The following is a 19,277-nucleotide window of genomic DNA, read 5'->3' as shown; positions in this document are numbered from 1 at the left end:
AAGGTGATGCAGATTTAATAGTAATGGGTAGGGGGCTTATTGCTGATCCATTTTGGGTAAACAAAGTGGTTAATGGAGAAGAACATCTCCTTAGAAGATGTATTTCTTGTAATATAGGGTGCGCTGACCATCGATTGGCAAAATCAAGACCAATTCGTTGTACAGTAAACCCTGATCTTTTAAATGAAGACGTATATAAACAAAAAACAATAAAAAAAGATATGAGTGTAGCAGTTGCAGAGCGTAGTATGGCGGATTTAGAAGTTGCATATACGATTGCTGAAGTAGGGTATGAAGAAAAAGCAGTTAAAGAAGGTATGAATGTAGTAGTTATTGGAGGTGGCACTGCAGGGCTAGAAGCTGCGTGTACTGCTGCTGAAGTAGGTTGTAATGTAACTTTATTTGAAGAAAAAGATAGATTAGGTGGATTAGCTTGGATGATTGGAACGATTCCAGCTAAAGAAAAAGTTCATTATTTCACTGAGTACTTAGAAAATAGAATTAAAGAACTTAAAAATATTAATGTAGAATTAAACACAAGAGCAACGAAAGAGGAGCTTGACAAATTAGACGCAGATATTATTGTCAATGCAACGGGCTCCAAACCTTTACTTCCACCAATACAAGGACTATGGGATTTTGTAGATAAAGAAGATTCTAAAGTAAAATCAACATTTGGATTTATGAACAATCTTGGTTTTTATAAAGAGGATATGAAAGGTGAAAGGGTCGTTGTCGTAGGTGGAGGAGCAGTAGGCCTTGATGTTGTAGAATTCTTTGCTGAAAGAGGCGCAGATGTATCATGTATCGAAATGATGAGCGAGCTAGGCAAAGATTTAGATACAAATACAAAACTCGATATGAATAATATGTTAAAGGTCTATAAAGTAAAACAACTAACAAACACTAAGCTGCAATCTGTGAATGATGATTCCTTTATAGTAGAGACCCAAGAAGGCAATGTACAAAATATTCAATTTGACTATGGATTTGTATGCCTAGGTATGCGTTCAGAGCTTTCTCAACTACCAAAAATCAGCCAATATGCTGAAGAAAAAGGAATTAGGTTCATGAACATAGGAGATAGTCGAAAAGTTAGAAGAATCATTGACGGTGTTCGAGAAGGAAGAAACATCATCAAGCTATTAGAAGTTATGGGTGCATATTAAAAAATAAAAAGAAGTTATCTTTTAATGAGAAGGTAACTTCTTTTTTTGCTATATAAAATAAAACATCTGCTTAAGCAGTAGTTAAAGGGTGTGTAAATAAATCTGTTCTTTAGGAAAATATTAGCACTAGCTACACCTGATGCTTTAGCCGAAGGACCTCGTACTATAGTCATCCTTGAGCGCAGCGAAGGATCTGTGACCCGCGGAAGGCCAGTCCTAAATGCTGGTTGCTAGTGGCTGATGGCTGGTCACTAAAGCGCCATAGGCGCTTTCCCCTATATATCTGCATTTTTTACGACATATTCTGTAAATGCTTTAACTACAGGCGCTTGATATACATCCTTTAATGTAGCCATATAGAAAACTCGTTCAATACTTGAATGCAAAATATTAATGATTTTAATTGGTAAATGGCGAAGAAGTTCCATTTCAGGAATAATTGCAATACCAAAATTTGCACTTACTAATCCAGCAACAGACTGATCTTCTGCAATGGCATTTGCGACAATAGGCTTGCCACCACCTTCTTCAAAGAGCTCATCTATAATTGGTCTTAATCCGCTTGCTTTTGAAAAGATAATCTGAGGGTAACAAAGTGTTTCAGCAATAGTAATTTCATCTTTTTCTGCCAAGGGATGATTTTCTGGAACAATCAAAACTAAATTTTGTTTTGCAATAGGAATAAATTCAATAGAAGGTTCATTTTCTAGGAAGGAGCAAAAGGCAATATCATACTTTCGATCTTTTAAGCCTTGGATGATATCAGGCGTCATGCCAGTGGAATTATGAAATTTAAACTCAATACTTTTTTGAGGATTCTCATTCAGAAATCCACGGGCAAACTCGGGAACAATATGTATGCTTAATGTCCGGAGCATTGCAATATCAATCTGACCTTCGCCTTTCCCTGTAATTTGCAATTTATTAATACTTGAATCTAATATATTGAGTACTCGCTCTATGTCTATTAAAAAACTAGTACCATATTTAGTCAAGATTATGTTTCTACCGTCTTTTTCAAATAATTTTACCCCTAGTTCATTTTCTAGCGATGAAATGGCATAGGTCAAAGTAGGCTGTGTTATACAGAGGATCTCAGCTGCTTTTGTATAATGTTCCAAATTAGCTAGAGTTACAAAATATCTTAAATGGTATAGGTTCATAATTGCTCCTTTCTCTATTAGATAGTATTCGTATTATAATACAATTCATAAAAAAATTCTATTGATTAGCCCGAACCTTTTGATTTGTTTAAATGGTAACGAAATTCTATAATGTGAATGTAATCACAAATAAAACTACATTGTAGACAATAAAAACCAAATAATAAGTTCTAATCTAAAAAAGAAAGGACGAATAATATGTCAAAAATGAATCCAATTACAATCAGCTCCTGGACATTAGGAGACCAATGTAAATTTGAAGAACGTGTTATAGCAGCAAAAGAAGCAGGTTATGAAGGAATAGGACTACGTGCAGAAACTTATGTAGATGCATTAAATGAAGGTCTTAAGGATGATGATATTCTTGCAATCTTAGAGAAACACGGTATGAAGGTTACAGAAGTAGAATACATAGTGCAATGGGCAGAAGATAATCGTCCATACGAACAAAAATACAGGGAACAATTATGTTTCCATATGTGCGACTTATTTGGCGTAAATCATATAAATTGTGGTTTAATGGAAAATTACTCTGTTGAGCATACAGCGCAAAAATTAAAAGAATTATGCCAAAGAGCTGGCAAATACATTATCGGTGTAGAACCAATGCCATACAGTGGAATCCCTAATCTTGAAAAGGGATATGCAGTAGTAAAAACTTCTGGTTGTGACAATGCAATGCTTATTTTAGACACATGGCACTGGGTAAGAGCAGATCAACCATATGATATTCTTACAAAAGAAATCGCAGAAAAAGTTATCGCTATTCAGATTAACGATGCTTATGAAAGACCGTATGCAAAATCCATATTAAGAGACGAATCTATGCATGATAGATTAGCGCCGGGAACAGGTGCAAAAGATACAGTAGGCTTTGTAAAAATGATCAAAGAAGCAGGAATTAATCCAAAAGTTATTGGGGTAGAAGTTATATCTGATGGTATTTTAAGCAAAGGATTAAAAGAGGCTGCCGCTCATACATACGATAACACAGTTAAAGTATTACAAGAAGCTTGGCCAGAAATGTTAGAGAAATGTTAGAAGGAAGCCAAGGTATAGCTACAGCAAAATAATTAGTATTAATTCCAATGAAAAAATGAAATCAAAATAACATATAAGTGAGGTAAATAATGAAATTTGGAAATATGTTTAGATCAATTCAAGTAGGCCCTATGACAGTAAAAAATCGTTTTGTAGTGCCACCAATGGGAAACAATTTTGCCAATACAGATGGTACTTGGAGTGAACAATCGACAGCATATTATGCTGAAAGGGCAAAAGGTCAATTTGGACTTATTACAATAGAAGCAACAGTTGTACACGATGGAGCAAAAGGTGGCCCAAGAAAACCATGTTTATACAATGACAATGCAATTGAAAGCCTTAAGAGGATTACTGATGCATGTCATGCAGAAGGTGCAAAAGTTTCTATTCAATTGCAAAATGCAGGTCCAGAAGGGCATGAAGAATTTGCTGGTCAACCAGTAAAGGCAGCTACAGCTATTGCTTCTAAAGTCGGAAGAGATATGCCAGTAGAAGTTACTACAGAAGAAGTGTATGAAATGGTTAAAGGATATGGAGATGCTGCAGAGAGAGCGATGAGAGGTGGCGTAGACGCAGTAGAAATCCATATGGCTCATGGTTACCTTGTAAATACATTCATTTCTGCTAGAACAAACAAGCGTACAGATGAATTTGGCGGAAGTTTTGAAAACAGAATGAGATTTCCACGTTTAATCGTAGAAGAAGTAAAGAAAAGAGTAGGCGGCAAAGTTGCTATTATCGCGAGGATTAATGCTTCTGACGATGTACCAGGTGGAAACGATGTTCATGATATGGCAGCAGTAGCCTCATACTTAGAAGAATGTGGAGTAGAATGCTTACACGTTTCAAGAGCTGTTCATCTAAAAGACGAATATATGTGGGCGCCTACAGTAGTTCATGCAGGATTCTCAGCAGAACTTGTAACAGAAATTAAAAGAGCAGTTTCTATCCCTGTTATAACTGTTGGCCGTTATACAGAGCCACAATATGCTGAATTATTAGTAAAACAAGGTCGTACAGACTTAGTAGCATTCGGACGTCAATCTCTTGCTGATCCACATATGCCCGAAAAAGCTATGGAAGGCAAGTTAGAAGATATGATTCCTTGTATTGCATGCCTTCAAGGTTGTGTAGCAAATATGTTTAAAGGACAACCAATACGTTGCTTAACTAATCCAGTATTAGGATTTGAATCACAAGAAGTTACAAAAGCAGAACAATCCAAGAAGGTTATGGTCATTGGTGGCGGCGTAGCTGGTATGTACGCAGCTTCTACTGCGGCTGAAAGAGGTCATGAAGTTACTTTATATGAAGCAAATGGCAAATTAGGGGGTAACATGAGTCTTGCTGCATATCCTCCAGGAAAAGGCGATATCACCAACATGATTAGAAGCTACATTGTAAAATGTGAAAAATCAGGCGTTAGAATTATCATGAATAAAGAAGTAGATATTGAATTTATAAAAGCAGAAAATCCAGATGTAGTCATCGTGGCTTCAGGTTCTAAGACACTTATTCTACCTATTGAAGGAATAGACAATCCAGCTATCATCCATGGTAGTGACGTCCTTGAAGGAAATCGAGTTGCAGGTAAAAAAGTATTAGTTGTCGGCGGAGGTATGGTAGGATGCGAAACAGCAGCATTCTTAGGAGAGCGCGGTCATGAAGTAAATGTTATCGAATTTAGAGATACAGTAGGAGCTGATGTGATACCAGAACATCGACTTTATCTAATGAAGGATTTTGAAGAATACAATATCGGTGACATTACAAGTGCAAAAGTAGTTAAATTCTTCGACGATGGTGTAGAATACGAATCACCAGATGGAATAAGACATGAAGAAAGAGGATATGATTCTGTCGTATTATCAATGGGCTTTAGAAACTACAATCCTTTTGCAGAGCAATTAGAAGGCTTAGGAAAAGAAGTTCATGTTGTAGGAGATGCAATAAAAGCGCGTAGAGCATTAGATGCAACAAGAGAAGCTTTTGATATAGCAGTTCAAATATAGGTTAATTATTGTATTCAAAAGAAAAAGGGGACTAAAAATGGAAAAGAGAATTTCAGGACGTACTAAATTAATGGCACTATTCGGAACACCTGTAGGGCATTCAGGCTCACCTGCTATGTATAATTTTAGCTTTCAACATGATGATTTAGATTATGCATACATGGCTTTTGATGTGAATGTAGATCAAATGCCAAAAGTATTCGAGTCCATCAGAGAACTTGATATTAAGGCTGGAAATTTTACAATGCCAGTTAAAAACATAGCTGCAGAACTAGTGGATAAATTATCACCAGCAGCTGAAATTGTAGGTGCATGTAATGCATTCGTAAATGAAAATGGAGTTATTACTGGACATGTAACAGATGGAATCGGATTTACTGAAAACCTTAGAGCAAATGGATTTGACGTAGAAGGAAAGAAAACAGTAGTACTTGGAGCAGGTGGAGCTGCTACAGCTGTACAAGTTCAATTGGCTATAGAAGGTGCTAAAGAAGTTAGAATCTTCAATCTGAAAGACAACTTCTTTGAAAGAGCTGAAGAAACAAAATCAAAATTAGCGAATAAATGCCCTGAATGTTTAGTTACTGTAGAAGACATTCTAGATAAAGTAAAATTAGAAGAGGCAATCAACAATTGTGATATCGTAATTAATGCGACTACTGTAGGAATGAAACCAAATAATGACAAAACATTACTTGACAAATCATTATTCCGCAAAGATTTAGTTGTTGCTGATACAGTGTACGATCCAGAAAAAACAAGAATGCTTATAGAAGCAGAAGAAGCAGGTTGCAAAATCATTGGTGGAAAAGGAATGTTATTATGCCAAGGTGCTGCAAACTATGAAATATTTGTAGGCAAGAAAATGCCACTAGATGAATTTGCAAAATTTCAAGCAGAAAATCAAAGATAGTCCATAGTAAGATGGAACAAAAAAGGGAGGAAAACTTAATGAAAGATAAGAAGTATATCTGGTCACTAGTAACAGTGTATATGTGTTATTTTACACATGGAATACAGGCAATTATTTTGTCTCAAAACCAAGTCAACTTCTTTACACAATGGGGCTATACTGATCCAGTTGCAGGCGCTCAAGCTGTGTCCCTTGCAATCACTGCAACAGGTTTTGGTAAGTTTTTAACCGTGTGGGCAGGCGGAATGGTATCCGATAAAGTAGGACGTAAAAAGATGGCCGTAGCAGGTGGTATTCTTTACATCATCTGTTTTGCAGGATTATTGTTTTCAAAGAGTTTTATGATCGCCGTCGTTTGTTCATTCTTAGCAGGTGTTGCCACCTCAGGATTCTGGGATGCAGCTCTTTACCCAGCAGCGCAAGAAGCAGCCCCAAAGTTTGCAGGTTCTGCGTTAATTGGTATTAAAGCATTTGTATCTGTATCTGGTATTATCTATCCACTTATGGTAGTACATTTTGCAAACGCAGGAAACTGGCATATTAATATCTGGATTCCACTTATATTCTCAATAATATGTACTGTGCTTGCTATGATTGCACCATTTGTTTATGACGATCAAATGAAAGAAGTAGTTAAGACAGAAAGTGGGGAGCGTGTAAATGCTGCGCAAGCTGAAATTGATGCAATAAAAGCTAGAATGCATGTAAAACCAAACAAATTAGTAAATTTCTTTACAGTATTCTATGCATTCTTATGTATGTTTATTATGTACGGAGCACAGCAGTACACAAAAGCATTTGGAATGAGCAATGCTGGATTAACTGAGATTCAAGCAGCTGGCATGACATCTATATATACAGTAGGTTCTATTATCGCTGTTGTATTTTGGGCAATAATGATGGGTAAATTAAAATGGAATCCACTAAAAGTAGTATTGATTGACTCTATTTTTACAGCTGTTGCATTGGCAATTGTATTACTTGTAAAGAATGTTGCGGTTATTTATATAGCTATCGCATTACTTGGATTCTTTGCAGCAGGTGGAGCTCTTCAAACTGGTTTAAGTGTTCGTCAACTACTTTGTCCTGGACCTAAAGGTAAAAACACAGGTATTTATTATACTTTTATGGGACTTGCAAGCTGTTTCCTACCATTTATCGTATCTTCTATGACTAAATCAATAGGGGAACAAGCTGCTATTTACACAATGATGATATTACTATTAATTGCAGCTTTAGTAGCTACAGTAATGATGGCTTACTTAGCAACTCAATACAAAAAGATTTTTGGTGTTAGTGTATTAAAGAGACAGGAAGCATAAGCATAAGTTAGAATTCTGTAAAAATAACTCTGTCATAATATGACAGAGTTATTTTCGTGAACTTAAACCTTATAATATCTTTGATAGGAATATTTACATCTCTTGGACGAGCATGAAATCCTTGAATAGATAGTAGAATAATTATAAAATTTATCTATTAAAGTTACGGTATAAATCTATTGGATATTAAATCGATATAAAGTTATGATAAAAACATGACAAAGGTTGTTAATTTATTGCCGAACAAATTGTAATCACAAATTTTTTAATATTGATAGTGAAGGGGTAGAAAAATGTGAAAAATAAATATTTATCTACAGGAATTGGATTATACGTAAATTATATCGTTCTTGGTGCCGCATCTATTATTTTAGTACAGAACACGGAATTTTTAGCTGATAAATGGGGAGTCGAAACATCTACAGTGCTTTGGGTCATCTCAGCTTTAGGATTGGGGAAAATTTTGTCGATTATTATTTCTGGCTTTTTATCAGATAAATTTGGTCGTAAACCATTTATTCTATTGGGTATTGTAAGCTATATTTTATTCTTTTTAGGTGTTTTGTATAGTCCTACGCCTGGAATTGCTTTTGGTTTTACGCTCCTTGGAGGTATAGCCAATGCATTTTTAGATACGGGAACTTATCCTGCTTTAATTGAAGGATTTCCAGAAAGACCTGGATTTGCAACAATGCTCGTGGGATTTGCAGTATCTTGGGGGCAATTTCTTTTTCCCTTATTATTGGCTCTATTGGTATTCCAAGGTCAGTGGTTAGGTTATTCATTTATCATTCCAGCAGTATTGATTGCTTTAAATGGCTTTTATATGAAGTCAAGAAAATTTCCCACCCAAATACCTGATCAAATACTAGATGCAGAAGAATCATCTTCTGAGGCGAAAATCGGCGTGCTTAAAGGAAAAGCAAAGAAATCTGACTGGATAATATTTTTATTATATGCCTATTTTTGTCAAGCAACTTCTTATATTGTCGTCACTTGGCTAGCACCCTATGCAGCAGATATATCAGGAGTAAGTATTGCCAGTTCGAGAATTATCATGAGTTTGTATGGAGCAGGAGCTATCCTTTGTGTACCGCTAACCTATAAATTACAAAATCGTTTTCGAAACGATTCTAGTATTGCATTAATGTATTCTGTAGTATCGGTAATGGCAGTTATACTCTTGCTATTATTTCCCACACCAGTCATGTGTGCCCTTTTTGCAATGCTAATCGGTATTGCATGTGAAGGTGGGGTCATGCAGTTAGTGCTGACCATTATGACTCAGTTTTTTCCAGAATGCAAAGGGCGATGTACTGGATTATATTATGCTTTAACAGGTGTGGCTACATTTAGCATCCCCCTTATGACGGGTCAGTTGATTCAATATGGATTAAATATGATCATGCTATTCGATTTGTTTGTAGCGATTATCTTTATGATTCTTTCTTTAATGATTTATCAAAGGTATAAAGTAGTAATAGAAAACAATAGGGATATCGAGTAGGAGGTAGCTGATTATTTCAGCCTTCCTTCAGATTCGCAATCGCTCACGACACCCCTGCCATTGGCTATGTCTTTCCCACTACTAGGGCAGACTAGGGATTTTAACCCATAAGATTGCGCTCATGCTGGGCACACATAGAACCAAATCAGGAGGCGTAAGTCTCCTGACTTGTATTATTGCGAAGTAACGAGCAAGTGATTGCTTGCAGATATTTGGCGGTCACCGTGAAATTTAATCACAAAAGAGTTGACAAAAGAGATCTATGAGAATAGAATAGATATAATTTAATGAAAAAGCGATGATAAAAGAAAGTAGTTTTGAGGAATCTACCAGGGAAAGTTTGCCATTGACTGGAAGCAAACATTAGAAGAATCATTTCGAAGTTCCTTTTTGAGCTACAGGCTGAATATAGTAGGCTGTGTCGTATTCCTGCGTTATAAGGATAGAATATCAGATGTATAATCTCGTATTCGAAAAGTGTAGCAATAGCTAAATTTGGGTGGTACCGCGGAAGAGTATATTTACCTTTCGTCCCTGTATATAAAAATATAGGGATGGAAGGTTTTTTTGTATTTAAAATTGAAAGGTGGTAAAGGAATGATTATCGTATTAAAAAATGGGACGTCAATGGAAGAGGTTGCGAAGATTACAAATATGTTAGAAAAATTTGATGTAAAAGTGAATCCAATAGTTGGGGAAAGTACAACAATTTTAGGTCTTGTGGGAGATACATCTTCGTTAGATATCGGTTCGCTTTATTTTAATGAAAATGTAGAAAAAATTATGAAAGTTCAAGAACCATACAAAAAATCAAATCGAAAAATGCATCCACAGGATACTGTTGTCAATGTAAACGGGGTTGAAATAGGTGGTAAAAAGTTGGTAATAATGGCTGGCCCTTGCTCCGTAGAAAGTGAGGAGCAAATAGTAGGAATAGCAAAATATGTTAAAGAACAAGGTGCTCAAATATTAAGGGGGGGAGCTTGGAAACCAAGAACATCGCCATATGCTTTTCAAGGTCTGAAAGCAGATGGATTAGAACTTTTAAATAAAGCCAAAACCCAAACACAAATGCCAATTATATCTGAAATTACCAATCCTGCGCACATAGAAATGTTCATGGATATGGTTGATATATTTCAAGTAGGTGCGAGAAATATGCAAAACTTTGAAATTTTAAAGGAATTAGGAAAGACAAATAAACCTGTTCTTATCAAAAGAGGATTTGCAAATACCTATGAAGAGCTCCTTATGTCTGCAGAATATGTAATGAGTGGCGGTAATGAAGAAGTTATACTTTGTGAAAGAGGGATACGTACATCCGAGAATTATACAAGAAATACTCTTGATATAAGTGCTATACCTGCACTTAAAAAGTTAAGTCATTTGCCAGTCATTGTCGATCCGAGCCATGCAGCAGGTTTACATTGGATGGTAGAGCCATTATCCATGGCAGCTATAGCAGCAGGAGCAGATGGACTAATTATAGAAGTTCATAATGATCCTAAAAATGCACTATGTGATGGAGCACAGTCTTTGACATATAAATCATTTAAAAGGACTATGGAAAAGTTAAGACTTATTGCAAATGCTGTAGACAGGGAAATTTAGAATAAAGGGTAGGTGGTTATATGTGCGAATATGAAAAATTAAAGGAAGAGATTTTGAAATGCAATGAAGACATTAAAGGAGCTTTTTTAAAAAGAATTTCTTTAGTTGATGAAATTTCAAAACTTAAAATTAATAATAAAGAAAATTTTTCTACTATAGGCAAAGATATAGATTGTGATGAAAAATATGCACATGAATATAGGCACTTAGCTAAAAGTATACAGTTAATAGACAAAAGATACTTATACAGACAACATATTAAATTATCAGATGATAATGAAATAAAAAGCAATAAGAAAATACAAAAGATATGTTATCAAGGATTGCCTTTCTCATATACAGAAAGTGCAACAAAAGCATTATTTCCAAATAAAGAAATAATATATACAGACTTATTCGAGCAAGTATTCTCTAATGTATATAATAATAAAGCAGATATAGGAGTACTACCTATAGAAAATTCGACGGCAGGATATATCAATGAGATATATGATCTCTTGGTAAAATACGATTTGTATATCAATTATAGTTATATAAAAAAAATAAGTCATTGTATAGCTGGTGTTCAAAGTACGCAGATACAAGATATAAAACAGGTGTATTCTCATCCACAAGCATTGGCACAATGCTATGAATATATAAAAGAAAATAGATTTATAGTAATAAATGATACAAATACTGCTGTTGCGGCGAAAAGAGTGGCTGAAATGAATGATAAATCAATAGCTTGTATCTGTTCTAAAGAGGCTGCAGAAAATTATGGTCTTAAGATATTAAATGCAAAAATCAATAAAAGTGAAAACTATACCCGTTTTTGTGGGGTATCCAGAATGCTAGTACAAGAAAGAAATCACAATAGAATAAGCCTTGTTTTCTCAGTACCACATATTGTAGGGAGTTTAGATGGTGTACTGTCCATATTTTCTTATTACAATATAAGCTTGACATCCATATGTTCACGGCCAGATTTAGAAAGTCCTTTTAGATATCTGTTTTATGTTGATTTCGAGGGAAATATATTAGAACACAATATGAAGGCTATACTCTCCCAATTAGAAAAGGAACTTCCATACTTCAAGATACTAGGGAGTTATAGGGCTTAATATATTTAATATAAAGGGGGTGATTCTAAGTTGGGATTAGAATTTGAAAATTTGAACATAACTGTTGTAGGCTTAGGTCTTATAGGGGGATCTATGGCAAAAGCCATAAGAAAGCATATAAATGTGAAAAACTTGTGGGCAATTGAGGTAAATGAAAGTATTATAAAGCAATCAAAACAAGAAAGGATAATAGACGAAGGTTTTATAAATCCAACTTACCCTCTTAATCATTCAGATATGGTTATTCTCTGTGCATATCCGAATACTAATATAAATTTCATAAAAGACAATATGCACAAGATGAAAAAAAACTGTATTATCACAGATACCTCAGGTATAAAAGATAAGATTTCTCGACAAATTAATGAGTTTATAAGAGAAGATATCTATTTTGTTGGTGGGCATCCTATGGCAGGTAAAGAATGTATAGGATATGAATTTTCTGATAGCAGTATCTTTGAAGGCGCTTCATACATTTTAACTTGTAATCATAATCCAGGGAGACAAATTGAAATACTAAAGAAATTATTTTATAGAATTGGATTTAAGGAAGTGTCTATTATGTCTCCTGAAAAACATGATGAGATGATAGCTTTTACAAGCCAGCTTCCTCATTTAATAGCATGTGCACTTGTAAATAGCGATAAATTTGAACAAGGATTAGATTGCATGGGAGGAAGTTTTAAGGATGCAACAAGAGTTGCGCAGATAAATGCAGAATTGTGGAGCCAATTAATATTTGAAAATAAAGATAAATTGCTAAGAGCACTAGCCGAGTTTATAGATGATTTAAATAAAGTCTATCATATTATAGATAATGATAACAAAGATATTGTGCAATCATATTTTGAAAAAAGTACTGCAAAGAGGAAAGGGCTATCAATATGAAAAAGATACAAGTTAATCCTAAAGAAAATAGATATGATATCATTATAGATAATAATATATTGTCAAAAGCAGGAGAATACCTAGAATTAGTAAACGACAATAAAAATATTGCCGTGATTACAGATGAAAATGTATTTAAATTATATGGTAGCAAATTGAAAGAGTCCTTAGAAAAGTATGGTTCACGTATTCATTTTATAGTCGTAAAACCAGGAGAAGAGAGTAAAAGCATTAAAACACTAAGTGAAGTATTAGATCAGCTTACAGAGCAGTCTATAAAAAGAAGTGATTTGATTGTAGCTTTTGGTGGGGGAGTAATCGGAGATTTGGCAGGATTTGTAGCTTCTATATACCTAAGAGGTATTGACTATGTTCAAATACCTACTACTCTATTATCACAGATCGATTCAAGTATAGGAGGTAAAACAGCGATAAACTTGAGAAAAGGAAAAAACTTGGCAGGTACCTTTTATCAACCTAAATTAGTATTGATTGATCCATCGATTTTAAATTCATTGACAGATGATTGCATAAAAGACGGTATGGGTGAAGTGATAAAATACGCATGTATAAAAGATGCTCAAATGTTTGAAAAGTTAACAAGAATAAAATCAAGAAAACAGTTGTTTGATCATATTGAATACATCATTTATACATGCTGTAATATAAAAAGAGCTATTGTAGAGGTTGATGAGAAAGACACAGGACTGAGGATGATTTTGAATTTTGGGCATACTTTAGCACATGCAATTGAAAATTATTTTAATTATCAATATTCTCACGGTCAAGCTGTAGGTGTAGGCATGTATTATATAACAGGAAAAAGTGAAGAGTTAGGATATACAAAACAAGGAACAGCACAAAGGATAAAGGATGTCCTAATGAATTTCAATATGGAATATAGTATAAAAAATGTTGATGACGAGTATATAAGAAAAACGATAAAATTAGATAAAAAGAATATTAAAGATAATATAAATTTAATTTTATTAAACAAAATTGGCGATTGTTTTATTGAAAAAGTACCAGAAAAAAATATAAGTACATTTTTTTGAGGTGAAACATGGATAAAATTACTATATTACCAACGAGATTAAATGGAACAGTAGTAGTGCCTCCATCAAAAAGTTTGAGTCATAGGGCAATTATATGTGCTTGCTTAGCTGATGGGGAGAGTATAGTAGATAATCTTATCCTTTCGGAGGATATAATGGTGACGATAGAAGCCATGAGACAACTTGGCGCAAATATCGAGATAGTCGAAAACGATAATAAAACATACAAAGTAAAAATAAAAAAAGAAAAAAAGAAAGTTTCAAAGGCAGTTATTGACTGCAAAGAATCAGGTTCGACACTGAGATTTATTATTCCTATAGCTATGATGCTGAGTGATGAGTGCACATTTATAGGAACAAAGAGATTAGGGGAAAGACCATTAGACGTTTATTATAAAATATTTCAGGAACAAAATATTGAATATACGACTGCAAAAGGCGTTTTGCCACTTACAGTTAAAGGAAAACTAATGTCAGGTCCGTACAATATATCTGGTAGTGTAAGTTCCCAGTTTGTTACAGGGCTTTTGTTTTCACTTTCTTTATTAGAAGAGGATTCCATCATCAATATAGTAGATAATACGGAATCCGTAGGATATATCGATTTGACTATAGATATGATGAAAAAGTATGGTATGAGAATTGAAAATGAAGGCTATAAGAGATTTGTAGTAAAAGGTGGATTAAAGTATACACCACAAGACTACCGTATAGAAAGCGACTATTCCCAAGCAGCCTTTTTTCTGGTAGGAAAAAGTATAGGAAATGACGTCGAATGTATGGGACTACATGAAAACTCCCTTCAAGGAGACAAAGAAATTCTATCTATTATAGAAAGATACGATGCTGTAGATAAAAAGCCAAACGAAAGTGAAGAAGGTTCCTTAGAAAAGGAAATAGTGATAGATGTATCCCAAATACCTGATTTAGTACCTATCCTGACAGTCCTTGGAGCACTGAAGCCAAATGTCACGACAAAAATAATAAATGGGCAGAGACTTCGAATAAAAGAATCCGATCGATTAAAGGCCATTTCAACGGAAATGAATAAAATTGGTGCAACTGTCAAAGAATTAGAAGATGGACTTGTGATTAAGGGGAAAGAAACATTAAAGGGCGGTGCAATAGTAAATAGCTGGAACGATCATAGAATTGCAATGGCACTAGCAATAGCAGCTACAAAATGCATCGATCCTATAGAATTAGAAGAATATGCATCCGTAAAAAAATCCTATCCAGGATTTTGGGAGGATTACGTAAAGTTAGGGGGGAAGATCTATGGGCTCCACATGGGGTAATAGAATTAAACTGAGTTTGTTTGGTGAATCCCACGGGGAGGGGATTGGCGTCGTTATAGACTCCCTTCCAGCTGGAATAGAGCTAGATATGAATTATATAAGACAGCAGATGGCAAGGCGTGCTCCTGGAAACAGCTCCCTTGCAACGCCACGAAAAGAAGATGATGAAGTCAAAATATTAAGCGGTATATTCGAAGGAAAAACAACAGGAGCTCCACTTTGCGGAGTTATTTATAATAATAATATAAGATCAAAAGATTATTCTATACTAAAAGATACTTTAAGACCTTCCCATAGCGATTACCCTGCAAAAGTAAAATATCTTGGCTTTAACGATTACAGAGGAGGGGGACACTTTTCAGGGAGGATTACAGCCCCTCTTATGTTTGCTGGAGCAATAGCTATGCAAATGCTTCAAGAAAAAAATATTGTCATTGGAAGTCGCATTAAGAGCATTCATAAAACAAGTGATGTGAGAATCGATTACTCCAATATAAATGAAACATTGCTGAAAAAGTTAAAAGCGATGGCATTTCCAACGCTTTCAGAGGATATTTCCAATGCCATGGAAGACGAGATTATATATGCGAAAAACAGTGGGGATTCTGTAGGGGGAGTCGTTGAAACATATATTATAAATGTTCCAGCAGGGTTAGGTCAGCCGTTTTTTCATTCTCTAGAAAGTCAAATTGCCCAAATAGTATTCTCCATTCCTGCAATAAAAGGGATAGAGTTTGGTGAAGGATTCGATATCGCAATGTGCAAAGGTTCGGAAACAAATGACCCATACACTTTAGAAAATGGGAAAATAATATGTACCCAAAATAGCAATGGTGGCATCCTTGGAGGTATATCAAACTCCATGCCAATTGTCTTTAGAACAGCCATAAAACCGACGCCATCTATATCACTACAACAAGATACCGTCAATATATTGGATATGAAAAACACTAAGCTTAAAATAGAAGGCCGTCATGATCCTTGCATTGTTCCAAGGGCTCTTCCTGTTATCGAAGCAGCTGCAGCACTGGTTCTATTAGATAATATATTGGAAAGGGAAGGTGAGGTATGGAAAAATTAGATTTATCAAAGACGAGAGAAGAAATAGATAAAATAGATAAAGAGATTACATCTTTACTTGAGAAAAGGCTTACCATTGCATTAGATGTGGCAAAATATAAAATTCAAGATAATATGGATGTTTTGGATAGTGATAGGGAAAGACAAGTTATAGAAAAATGCATTGGTTATTTAAAAAATGAAAAATACGCTGAAAGCATAGAAAAAATATATATTCAAATAATGGACGCCTCAAAAGAAATGCAAAAAGAGTATATAAAAAACATATAGATGGAGTTTTAAGGGGTCATAGAAGAGAATAAGGGGGACGAAATGGAAAAATTATTTGGTTTAATCGGTGAAAAATTAGGTCATACATATTCTCCTATTATAAATAGCAAAATTATGGAAGAAATAAATATTAACGGTCATTACGGTACTTTTCAGGTTAATAACGAAAATCTTAAAGATGTAATTCCAGGATTAAAAGCTCTTGGCTATAATGGAATAAATGTAACCATACCTTATAAGACAGACATTATCAAGTATTTAGATAAACTTAGCCCTGAAGCTGAAAAAATTGGAGCCATAAATGTAGTTGCCATAGGTAGAGATAAAATGGCAACAGGCTACAATACAGATTATTATGGATTTGGCATGATGCTAGAAAATGCAAATATAAAAATATCAGGAGAAAATGCTGTAATACTGGGTACTGGCGGTGCATCAAAAGCAGTTGCCGAGTACCTTAAAGACAATGAAATCAAACAAATAATATTTGTTACAAGAGATATGGCTACTGCGAAACAAAAATTTCCTGAGGACGAAATCGTTTCTTATAATGATTTTGAGAAAATTGAAAATTGTTCAACCATCATCAACGCTACCCCTGTGGGTATGTTCCCTAATATAGAAGCTACCCCTATAGATAAGAAGTATTTAATGGGATTTTCACAAGCTGTAGATTTAATTTATAATCCTTCAGAGACCGTATTTATAAGGCAATCAAGAGAAGCTGGTCTTAAAAGTGTAAATGGTTTATATATGTTAGTTGCTCAAGCAATAAAATCACAGGAAATATGGAATGAAGTAGAGATATCAGATGAAACAATAATAAAGATATTAGCGTTTTTAAAGCAGGAATATCTATGAACAAGAATATAGTATTAATCGGCATGCCTGGTTGTGGAAAGAGCACTTTAAGTAAAATCATGGCTAAAAGGCTAAATAAACCTGTAATTGATATGGATGATTATATAGAATCCCATGAGGAAAAAACCATAAAAGAGATGTTTGACATAAGTGAAGCCTTCTTTAGAGATGTGGAAAGCAAATATTCTATTTTATTGGGCGAATTGAATTGTCATATTATTGCAACTGGTGGGGGCATTGTAAAAAGAAAAGAAAACATCACAAATCTTAAAAAGAATTCTGTTATTGTATTTATAAACAGGCCTGTAGATGATATTGTGGGTGATATTGATGTAAGAACGCGACCTCTTCTATCAAAAGGAGTAGAAGCAGTATATTCATTATATAATGAAAGAATTCATCTATATAAAGGGTATTGTGATATAGAAATAAACAATGTAGGGGAGATACAAAAGGTTGCTGACTTGATAATAGAGAAGGTTCAGTTATACAAAGTGGAAAATAATCAATAATACGAAAAGGCCCTCTATTTATGAAAATCCACTTATAAATAGAGAGCCTTTTATATTTAATTCGGAAAGTCCTACTTTTGACTCTAACTCCTACCCAGTCATCTTGAGTGTAAGCGAAAGATCTAGACCCAAAAGGAATACCGCAATGCTAATGACTAAAGACTAATGACTAGCGACTAACGCGCTGCAGGCGCTTTTTTTTAATTAACCCTCTTGCCATTTTCTAAGACGATTTTTTGATCTGCAAACATTTCACATTCTAAAGAACTATGGGTAATCAAGATAGTGGGAATATGAAAGTTCTGTTTAAATTGCTCAAATTCTTTGTACACAATTTTTTTTGTCTTTTCATCGAGAGCAGAAAAGGGTTCATCTAGTAGTAAGAGTTTAGGTCTAGTTACAATGGCTCTAGACAGTGCTACTCTCTGTTTTTCTCCACCAGAAATATTTCTAGGATATTTCTTCTTTAAGTGATCAATATGGAACGTGTTCATGACGGATTCACAGTAAGAGAGCAACTTTTCTCTTTTAGCTTTGTCTTTAAAATCAATCATATTTTTAATACCATATGTAATATTTTCTGCTACTGTCATATTGGGAAACAATGCATAATTTTGAAAGACATAGCCTATGTTTCGGTGTCTTGTAGGGATATTGATTTTGTCTATGTGATCAAATACAATCTGTTCGCCAAATGCAATTTTTCCGACCTCTGGATTTTTTAGTCCAGAGATAAAATTGAGAAGGGTGGTTTTCCCTGCACCAGACTCTCCTTGAACGACAAGGACGCCACTTTCAAATTCGTACTCCATATCCATACTAAAGTAATCTAATTTGCTTTTGATTTTAAAATATGTATTCATCTGTGCATCATCCTTGTTTTCCAATATAATTTTTTCTCTTTAACCACATATTTAGTACAAAGATTACGCTAAAACTAAATATTACCATGATTAGTACTAAAGAATTTGCCATATCTGTATTTCCTGATTCTACAGCAAAGTAAATAGCTGTTGGCATGGTTTGGGTCTTACCAGGTATATTTCCTGCAATCATGAGGGTAGCACCAAATTCGCCTATGGCTCGGGCAAAAGATAGAATTACACCGCTGATAATGCCTGGCCACGCCAAAGGAAATGTAACTGTCCTAAAGATTTTCCATTCGCTACTACCCAAGGTTTCGGCTGCTTTTTCGTAAATAGGATCAATGCTTATAAATGCAGACTTTGCATTTTGGTACATAAGTGGAAGGGAAACGATACAGGCTGAAATGACTGCGCCGAACCAGGTAAAAACAATTTGTATCCCAAAGTGTTCCATTAAAAAAGCGCCTATTATTCCTCTTTTTCCAAAAGCAATTAGGAGAAGATAGCCTGTTACCGATGGCGGTAAAATCATAGGAAGTATAAGTATTGTCTCCCAAATGTTTTTTCCAGGGATATTTTTTCTGTTTAAGATATAGCCAAAAA

General features: G+C 34.6%; 18 protein-coding genes and 1 other annotated feature. Of the genes, 15 read left to right on the top strand and 3 right to left on the bottom strand.

The annotated features are described in order from the left end of the window. The coding region (locus Q7P22_RS10995) for an FAD-dependent oxidoreductase (protein ID WP_303864124.1) at window positions 1-1,169 on the top strand (1,169 nt) is incomplete at its 5' end. A gap of 275 nt (window positions 1,170-1,444) precedes the next feature. Here Q7P22_RS10995 and Q7P22_RS10990 read toward each other — a convergent pair. Continuing rightward, the gene (locus Q7P22_RS10990) at window positions 1,445-2,332 is read right to left on the bottom strand and encodes a LysR family transcriptional regulator (RefSeq protein WP_303864122.1); all 888 of its coding nucleotides are present in this window, start codon (window positions 2,330-2,332) and stop codon (window positions 1,445-1,447) included. 198 nt (window positions 2,333-2,530) lie between these two features. Here Q7P22_RS10990 and Q7P22_RS10985 point away from each other — a divergent pair, with 198 nt between their 5' ends. The 14 genes from Q7P22_RS10985 (at window position 2,531) to Q7P22_RS10920 (ending at window position 17,808) form a co-directional block, all read left to right on the top strand. Beyond that, a complete protein-coding gene (locus Q7P22_RS10985; RefSeq protein ID WP_303864120.1) occupies window positions 2,531-3,373 on the top strand; it encodes a sugar phosphate isomerase/epimerase in 843 nt (280 codons plus the stop codon). A gap of 89 nt (window positions 3,374-3,462) precedes the next feature. Continuing rightward, window positions 3,463-5,388, top strand: a complete 1,926-nt coding sequence (locus Q7P22_RS10980) for an FAD-dependent oxidoreductase (protein ID WP_303864118.1) — start codon at window positions 3,463-3,465, stop codon at window positions 5,386-5,388. 37 nt (window positions 5,389-5,425) lie between these two features. Then, window positions 5,426-6,301 carry a shikimate dehydrogenase gene (locus Q7P22_RS10975; protein ID WP_303864094.1) on the top strand — a complete coding sequence of 292 codons (876 nt, stop codon included), beginning with the start codon at window positions 5,426-5,428 and terminating at the stop codon, window positions 6,299-6,301. 38 nt (window positions 6,302-6,339) lie between these two features. Further along, a complete protein-coding gene (locus Q7P22_RS10970; protein WP_303864092.1) occupies window positions 6,340-7,623 on the top strand; it encodes an MFS transporter in 1,284 nt (427 codons plus the stop codon). Window positions 7,624-7,918: 295 nt separating this feature from the next. Beyond that, window positions 7,919-9,130 (top strand): MFS transporter, encoded by a 1,212-nt coding sequence (locus tag Q7P22_RS10965; protein WP_303864090.1) that lies wholly within the window; start codon window positions 7,919-7,921, stop codon window positions 9,128-9,130. A gap of 289 nt (window positions 9,131-9,419) precedes the next feature. Continuing rightward, window positions 9,420-9,669, top strand: a binding site (T-box leader). Between the two features lie 58 nt (window positions 9,670-9,727). After that, window positions 9,728-10,741 (top strand): 3-deoxy-7-phosphoheptulonate synthase, encoded by a 1,014-nt coding sequence (aroF, locus tag Q7P22_RS10960; protein WP_303864089.1) that lies wholly within the window; start codon window positions 9,728-9,730, stop codon window positions 10,739-10,741. Window positions 10,742-10,761: 20 nt separating this feature from the next. Beyond that, on the top strand, window positions 10,762-11,844 hold the full coding sequence (locus tag Q7P22_RS10955) for a prephenate dehydratase domain-containing protein (protein WP_303864087.1): 1,083 nt from the start codon (window positions 10,762-10,764) through the stop codon (window positions 11,842-11,844). Window positions 11,845-11,874: 30 nt separating this feature from the next. Next, complete coding sequence (locus Q7P22_RS10950) at window positions 11,875-12,732, top strand: prephenate dehydrogenase (protein ID WP_303864086.1); 858 nt, start codon at window positions 11,875-11,877, stop codon at window positions 12,730-12,732. Beyond that, window positions 12,729-13,787: a 3-dehydroquinate synthase gene (gene aroB / locus Q7P22_RS10945; RefSeq protein WP_303864084.1), complete on the top strand. Its 1,059-nt coding sequence runs from the start codon at window positions 12,729-12,731 to the stop codon at window positions 13,785-13,787. Before Q7P22_RS10950 ends, aroB begins: the two co-directional genes overlap by 4 nt. A gap of 8 nt (window positions 13,788-13,795) precedes the next feature. Then, window positions 13,796-15,085 (top strand): 3-phosphoshikimate 1-carboxyvinyltransferase, encoded by a 1,290-nt coding sequence (gene aroA / locus Q7P22_RS10940; RefSeq protein WP_303864082.1) that lies wholly within the window; start codon window positions 13,796-13,798, stop codon window positions 15,083-15,085. Next, window positions 15,066-16,166 carry a chorismate synthase gene (gene aroC / locus Q7P22_RS10935; RefSeq protein ID WP_303864080.1) on the top strand — a complete coding sequence of 367 codons (1,101 nt, stop codon included), beginning with the start codon at window positions 15,066-15,068 and terminating at the stop codon, window positions 16,164-16,166. Before aroA ends, aroC begins: the two co-directional genes overlap by 20 nt. Further along, window positions 16,154-16,435: a chorismate mutase gene (locus tag Q7P22_RS10930; RefSeq protein ID WP_113920561.1), complete on the top strand. Its 282-nt coding sequence runs from the start codon at window positions 16,154-16,156 to the stop codon at window positions 16,433-16,435. Before aroC ends, Q7P22_RS10930 begins: the two co-directional genes overlap by 13 nt. Window positions 16,436-16,477: 42 nt before the next feature. Beyond that, on the top strand, window positions 16,478-17,296 hold the full coding sequence (gene aroE, locus Q7P22_RS10925; RefSeq protein WP_303864076.1) for a shikimate dehydrogenase: 819 nt from the start codon (window positions 16,478-16,480) through the stop codon (window positions 17,294-17,296). Beyond that, on the top strand, window positions 17,293-17,808 hold the full coding sequence (locus Q7P22_RS10920; protein WP_303864075.1) for a shikimate kinase: 516 nt from the start codon (window positions 17,293-17,295) through the stop codon (window positions 17,806-17,808). The genes aroE and Q7P22_RS10920 overlap by 4 nt, the downstream gene beginning before the upstream one ends. 200 nt (window positions 17,809-18,008) lie before the next feature. Here the strand turns inward: Q7P22_RS10920 and Q7P22_RS10915 are convergent, their stop codons facing one another. Both Q7P22_RS10915 and modB read right to left on the bottom strand, forming a co-directional pair. Continuing rightward, window positions 18,009-18,695 carry an ATP-binding cassette domain-containing protein gene (locus Q7P22_RS10915; protein ID WP_303864073.1) on the bottom strand — a complete coding sequence of 229 codons (687 nt, stop codon included), beginning with the start codon at window positions 18,693-18,695 and terminating at the stop codon, window positions 18,009-18,011. Beyond that, on the bottom strand, window positions 18,679-19,277 hold a 599-nt coding region (gene modB / locus Q7P22_RS10910), incomplete at its 5' end, for a molybdate ABC transporter permease subunit (RefSeq protein WP_303864071.1). The genes modB and Q7P22_RS10915, both read right to left, overlap by 17 nt.

Origin of the sequence: Alkalibaculum bacchi, assembly GCF_937875145.1 — a bacterium.
GTDB classification, from domain to species: Bacteria; Bacillota; Clostridia; order Eubacteriales; family Alkalibacteraceae; genus Alkalibaculum; species Alkalibaculum bacchi_A.
This window is presented reverse-complemented; position numbering and strand designations above follow the sequence as displayed.

Excerpts from the sequence above, each read along its gene's own strand:
- Q7P22_RS10990 (WP_303864122.1), bottom strand. The coding sequence starts at position 2,332 with ATGAACCTATACCATTTAAGATATTTTGTAACTCTAGCTAATTTGGAA.
- Q7P22_RS10985 (WP_303864120.1), top strand. The coding sequence starts at position 2,531 with ATGTCAAAAATGAATCCAATTACAATCAGCTCCTGGACATTAGGAGAC.
- Q7P22_RS10980 (WP_303864118.1), top strand. The coding sequence starts at position 3,463 with ATGAAATTTGGAAATATGTTTAGATCAATTCAAGTAGGCCCTATGACA.
- Q7P22_RS10975 (WP_303864094.1), top strand. The coding sequence starts at position 5,426 with ATGGAAAAGAGAATTTCAGGACGTACTAAATTAATGGCACTATTCGGA.
- Q7P22_RS10970 (WP_303864092.1), top strand. The coding sequence starts at position 6,340 with ATGAAAGATAAGAAGTATATCTGGTCACTAGTAACAGTGTATATGTGT.
- aroF (WP_303864089.1), top strand. The coding sequence starts at position 9,728 with ATGATTATCGTATTAAAAAATGGGACGTCAATGGAAGAGGTTGCGAAG.
- Q7P22_RS10955 (WP_303864087.1), top strand. The coding sequence starts at position 10,762 with ATGTGCGAATATGAAAAATTAAAGGAAGAGATTTTGAAATGCAATGAA.
- aroB (WP_303864084.1), top strand. The coding sequence starts at position 12,729 with ATGAAAAAGATACAAGTTAATCCTAAAGAAAATAGATATGATATCATT.
- aroA (WP_303864082.1), top strand. The coding sequence starts at position 13,796 with ATGGATAAAATTACTATATTACCAACGAGATTAAATGGAACAGTAGTA.
- aroC (WP_303864080.1), top strand. The coding sequence starts at position 15,066 with ATGGGCTCCACATGGGGTAATAGAATTAAACTGAGTTTGTTTGGTGAA.
- Q7P22_RS10930 (WP_113920561.1), top strand. The coding sequence starts at position 16,154 with ATGGAAAAATTAGATTTATCAAAGACGAGAGAAGAAATAGATAAAATA.
- aroE (WP_303864076.1), top strand. The coding sequence starts at position 16,478 with ATGGAAAAATTATTTGGTTTAATCGGTGAAAAATTAGGTCATACATAT.
- Q7P22_RS10920 (WP_303864075.1), top strand. The coding sequence starts at position 17,293 with ATGAACAAGAATATAGTATTAATCGGCATGCCTGGTTGTGGAAAGAGC.